This is a genomic window from Streptomyces sp. NPDC001315 (assembly GCF_042896175.1).
Classification (GTDB): Bacteria; Actinomycetota; Actinomycetes; order Streptomycetales; family Streptomycetaceae; genus Streptomyces.
Genome location: NZ_JBIAWZ010000051.1, coordinates 1 through 5,159, shown reverse-complemented (window position 1 = coordinate 5,159; position 5,159 = coordinate 1). Strand labels below are relative to the sequence as shown.

The 5,159-nt window shown below is 69.8% G+C and carries 3 protein-coding genes; 2 read left to right on the top strand and 1 reads right to left on the bottom strand.

All coding sequences use genetic code 11. The annotated features are described in order from the left end of the window. Nucleotides 1–831: 831 nt before the first annotated feature. Nucleotides 832–1,371 carry a GNAT family N-acetyltransferase gene (locus tag ACFY16_RS43025; RefSeq protein WP_390652676.1) on the bottom strand — a complete coding sequence of 180 codons (540 nt, stop codon included), beginning with the start codon at nucleotides 1,369–1,371 and terminating at the stop codon, nucleotides 832–834. 760 nt (nucleotides 1,372–2,131) lie between these two features. Here ACFY16_RS43025 and ACFY16_RS43020 point away from each other — a divergent pair. Then, nucleotides 2,132–2,323 (top strand): recombinase family protein, encoded by a 192-nt coding sequence (locus tag ACFY16_RS43020; protein ID WP_390652675.1) that lies wholly within the window; start codon nucleotides 2,132–2,134, stop codon nucleotides 2,321–2,323. Between the two features lie 549 nt (nucleotides 2,324–2,872). Then, nucleotides 2,873–3,391 (top strand): hypothetical protein, encoded by a 519-nt coding sequence (locus tag ACFY16_RS43015; RefSeq protein WP_390652674.1) that lies wholly within the window; start codon nucleotides 2,873–2,875, stop codon nucleotides 3,389–3,391. Nucleotides 3,392–5,159 lie beyond the last annotated feature (1,768 nt).

Genomic DNA, 5,159 nt, shown 5'->3' with positions numbered 1-5,159 from the left:
GGTGCTTTCCAGGTTCCCGCTCTCGCGTTTCCCTTTCCGGCGTTTCCGACTCTATCAGATCCTTTCGGGCCTGACTCCCAGTCAGAGGGGGTTTGCCTTCCCGGCTGTTGGGCCGTTCCGACGCTTCAAACCTTAGCGGATCTTCTCGGCGATTCCCAATCGAGTCGATCGGGGCGGCCGAACCCGATATCGAATTTAATTCGGGCGTGCCGAATTAAACCCCGTCGGGAGAGCATGCTGGTGGTTTGGGTGCCGCTGACGCGGCAGAGGTGCTGTCGAAGAACCGTTACGGCTCCACGGCAACCCGGAGAACTATACGGATCCGAGAGAGGATCGTCAACCACCCCCTGTCAAGGTCTTTTAACCCAGCTCGCGGAGTCGACCGCCGACGTCCGGAAGGAGTCCGGGCGCCTGCACGGTCTCCTCGTCTGTCCGCTGGGAAGGGGAGCGAAAGGAGTCGCAGCGCCTTGGTGGCCGGCTGCTCCTCGGCCCGTATGGAGCGGATGACGCGGCGCGACCTTGCCGACCAGCGTTCTGGCGGGCCGACCCGCCCGACAGCGAAGGACGAGTTGCGGGTCAGGGGCCGTTGGACGCCGTGGCCTGCAACAAGGTCTATGTGAAGCGGATCGCGACGCGCTGGCCGTTCATGCTTCGCGTCGCAGGTCGCTCAGTCACGAACCAGGTTCGCGCCTACACCTGCTGCGGATGTTCGGCCGCGAGGGGCAGGGCCACCCGACCAACCACCTGGACATTCTGTGGGTGCACGCGCGCGAGGTCAGGTAGCCCGAGGGAGTCTCACCCCCGGGCTACCCCGACCTGGCGGCCTTGGGCTCAAGCGGACCACGTGACCGGGGACCGCAGGCCGAGCCACTGCTCGGCGTCCCACGCCTGGAACCGCTCTACCTCGGTGAACCCCAGCTTGGCCGCGAGGCGCATCGAGCCGACGTTGGCGGTCTGGGTGGTGAGCACCACCGGCTCGCCGGGAAGGACGCCGTCGAACCAGTCGAGTGCCGCCGCGCACGCCTCGGCGGCGTATCCGAATCCCCACGCCTGCGGCAGGAACAGGTAGCCGAGATCGGCCTTCCCCGCGGCAGCCGGGCGACGGTGCCCCGTTGCTCTCCTGAGCAGGATCTGGCCGATCATCGCCCCGTCGAGATCAACGACGAAGCTCCCGGGCCACCGCTCGGGCGCCCCGGGCATCTCTCGCTCAAGCTCGTCACGCGGCCGAGGGCCGCCGAGGTAGGTGTGCACCTCTGGCGACGCCAGCAGCTCGATGAACGCCGCACGGTCCCGGGCCTCGGGCTCACGGAGCACGAGCCTCTCGGTCTTGATCGGCTCAGGCGGCCAGGCGACGGGCCCCAGATCTGACATGCGCGCAGGCTAACAGCCCGAGAGGCGCTGGAAATAGGTTTCCCCTCGACTGCCGCCCGGCCAGCGGGGAGCGCCAGGCGGTGGCCGGGCGACCCACCATCGTCGGCGCCACCTCCTGGGTCAACCAGCCCGGTGTCATCGCCGGCACCGACCCGCAAGGGCGCGTCATGCCGCTGGCCGACCGCCGTCGTCGTCGTCCAACGCCTGGGCGTCTCCCCGGGCGCGCTCCACAACCACATCCCGGACCTGCGCGGCCTCCGCGCCGGCACCGTCCCCGCCAGCTCGAAGCGCCCCCGCAGTAGACGGACCCGAGCAAGATCAACCTGAGCGGCACATTCTGTACCTCAACTACTACCAGTCTCACACCCGGAGGCCGGTGACCGGAGAACACCGCGAGCCATGCCTTGCCAGCCCAGCAGCGGATCCCTGTCGGTCAGGGTCCGGCCCGAGAGCAGCCAGGAGCTCGTCGGCCTCGGCTACATACCGGTACCCCCGTGGTGGTCCCCCCATCTGGACCGACAGTCGGCCTACCGGGAACTGCACCTCGTCCCCGGCACGACTTCCACCCCAACTCACCTGGCGCTCAACCAGGTTCGAAGAGGTTCTCTAACTGTTGAGGGTTTCGCTTATGGATCCTTCTGGACGCTGCACAGCAGAGCGTGTGTGGATCTGCGGGGCCTTCCACCCCGTATCCAGCGATGGTGTGATGTTCATGCCGGTTTGGTGTGGTGGGTGCGCGTGGGGCCGTAGGTTCCTCGGCGTGGGTGTGCGGGTCTCGGGCACCGGCGGGCAGGAGTCGTCGCTGGCCGCGCAGGAGGCCGAGCTGCGGGCCTCGGCTTCAGGGGTGGCGGTCGCGGTCTTCAAAGACCGCGCCTCGGGACTGCGGGAGTCGCGCCCGGGGCTTGACCGGCTGTTGAAGCGGGCCGCGGCGGGTGAGTTCATATGCGGGTGACGCACGGCGACCGGCTGGCCCGTTTCGGTGCGGGCTGGTTGACACAGGTTCTGGCCCATCACCAGGTCACCGTCGAGGTGTTGCATGCCAAGCGGGCGGCCGGGGGACGGAGGAGCTGCTGGACGACTTCATGTCGTTGGTAGCCACCTTCGCCGGTCGTATGTACGGGATGCGCTCACGCGCGGCGCGTCGGCGGCTTCTGGCCGAGGCCGAGGGCCGAATGGAGCACCCTGCCCCCGAAGCCGAAGCTGCGGGTGAACGTCGTGGCTAGGCTGATGGCGACGGCTTCGTGTACCGCCTTTGCCGGTGTCCTGGAGAGCAGTGGTGAGCGGGTCGGGCAGGGCGTGCTGTTCGAACGGGTGGGTTTCCTGGCGGAATTGAGCCGGGAACTGACGGGTGCTCTGGTGGCTTCCCGGTGGGACGAGGCCTGTCTGGATGTGCTGGCCGGTGGGGTGGACGGGCGGGGTGAGGCGCTGCCGTCCAAGGGGTGGATGGCGCTGCGCCGCCTGGGCTGGCCGCAGGACCTCACACCCCCGGCCGGGGGTGTACGTGTCGGACCGGGTGCGCCGCGGCGCGGAGGAGGACGCGGCCAGGACGCTGCGGCTGGCCCTGCACCGCCGCACCATCGTGAGTGCGGTCGTGACCACCTGGCCCGCCGATCCGCGGCGGCGCACCGAGGCGGAGTGGGCGGTGCTGCGGGGACTGCTGCCCGCCGGGGTGAGCGGTGCGGAGATCCGCAACCGTACCCGGCAGATCCGCCAATTCGTGGCCGAGCACGGGAAGCTTCCGGCCGGACTGTGTGCCTTGGAGGGGCCGCCGCGGGTGGCTGCGGTGATGTTGCTGGCGGCGATGGACCGTCAGCAGGTCACCCTGATGCGGGTGGATGAGACCACCGCCCGGCTGCGTCTCAAGCTGCCGCTGTGTGCAGCTCCTGCCTCGGGCCGTGACTGGGCCTGGCACGTGATCGACTTCCGGCTGCCCGGCACCGTCACCGCGGACGCGGTGCTGCACACCCCCAGCCTGCGCCCCACCCGGGCCGGGAGGATCGCCGTCGACCTGCCGCACTAGAGGCCCGCCCCACCCGTCAAGGCGAGCGGGCATACCGTGGCCGTCGGCTTCGACTGGGGCGTCAACACCCTCCTCACCGGCACACTCGGCCGACTCACCGACACAGGACCAACCCGGCGGGTCCTCACCGACGGCCGGCCGCTGGTCTTCGACGCCACCACGGTCAGCGCCGCCCTGCACCGGCTGCGCGGCGTGCGCGAGCACCTCGCCGCCAAACGCCGCGATCACGCCGCCGCCCGCCGGATCGTCTCCCGCGGCCTGCTCGCCCCTCGCCCAGACCCACACCACCACCGACCGCGCCACCCACACCCGGACCATCCGCACCACCGTGGACGGCACCGTGGCCCTGGTGAGACGTCCGAAGAAGACCACCCGCCGCCTGCGCCGCCAACGCCAAACAGAACAGGCACCGCCCCGCCCCAACAGCCCGAAGACCAAGACCAGCCCGGGCAAGGGGCGCCCCACCCCCCAGCAGGCCCACCGGCCCTGGTGGCCGTGGCACCCGGCACGCCGCCCCAGGGCAGGCCCCGGGCCACAAGACTTCCCGCCGTATGCCCGATGTGCGTACGGTCCCCGCCACCACCCCCACCCGGGTGGTCCAGCGTCCGGCGGGGCATGACACCCAGACACCAGCAGCCGTATCCCGGCCGGTGCCAGGTCATGGCCCTTCTTCCCCCCGGACGCAGGCGGCTCTCACGCAGAACCTGTCGACGACGCACCCGCGCCGCCGAGCGGACCGGCTTCCACCACCTGCACGCCACCCCGGCCCACCCCCTCACCCCGAGGATCGGACCACCGGACGGCAACCGCACACGGCCACGCCGCGCCCGAAAAGCCCGGAAACCCCAGGCACGCACAGAGTTCTAGAGACGCTCAGTACAGGAGCGCCCAGCAGCCCGGGACAGACGGCTAGATCGGCCGCCGCTCCGGCGAGGAACAGCGGAAGGCTCATCAACAGCCGGGCACCGAGCGGGAACGGATACGACGGTCCGCGCCGTTCGTCCTGCTGAGGGTTGTGCGCGGTGACGTACCACATGCACCGCCGGGGTAGGGGTTGCACAGTGCCGTTCGGGGCCACGGGCCGTCGGGTCACCTGCTGGCTCTGACCGATGGCGTAGTCGCGCTCGTGCTCCCAGCTGTCCCGCGAAGCCGACGGGCTCGGGGGGCAGAGTTCTCACGTAGTGCGGCTTGGAAAGGGCCCACTGGTCGAACCCGAACCGCGTGTAGTCATACGCCGCCGCACGGATCTGCTCCTGGTGGACCCAGCGGTGTGCCATCGCCCGGCGTCGGGCAATGGCCGCCAGCAGAAGGACCCGCCCAGTTGCCCCTCGTCGTCGCCGGGGAGGCACGCTCGCCCGGGGTACGCCTGTGCCTTCGTGCATCCACCGCCCGGCACTCCCTCGACTCCCAGCTCGACTGGCTTCCTGAAGCCGGGACAGGGGTCTTCTGGCCGTCGCCGCCGGCGAACTGCGCGCCTCCGTAGTGCGCGACACGCTCACCATCCACGAGTACAAGCGGCTCGGCCGCGGCATCGAACGGCGGCCCTGGCCGAGGAACTAAAGGCGAGACGTCGGCCCGGAGTTCCTCACCGCTGAGCTCAAGGGCCGGACCCCTCCGGAGTTGTCTACGTCGTCCTCGAGGCGCTCCTGGCCCACCAGGAATTCCCGGTCACGCCTGAACGCAGAAAACCCCCGTATCTTTCGATACGGGGGTTTTCCCACAATTTGTTCGGCGGCGTCCTACTCTCCCACAGGGTCCCCCCTGCAGT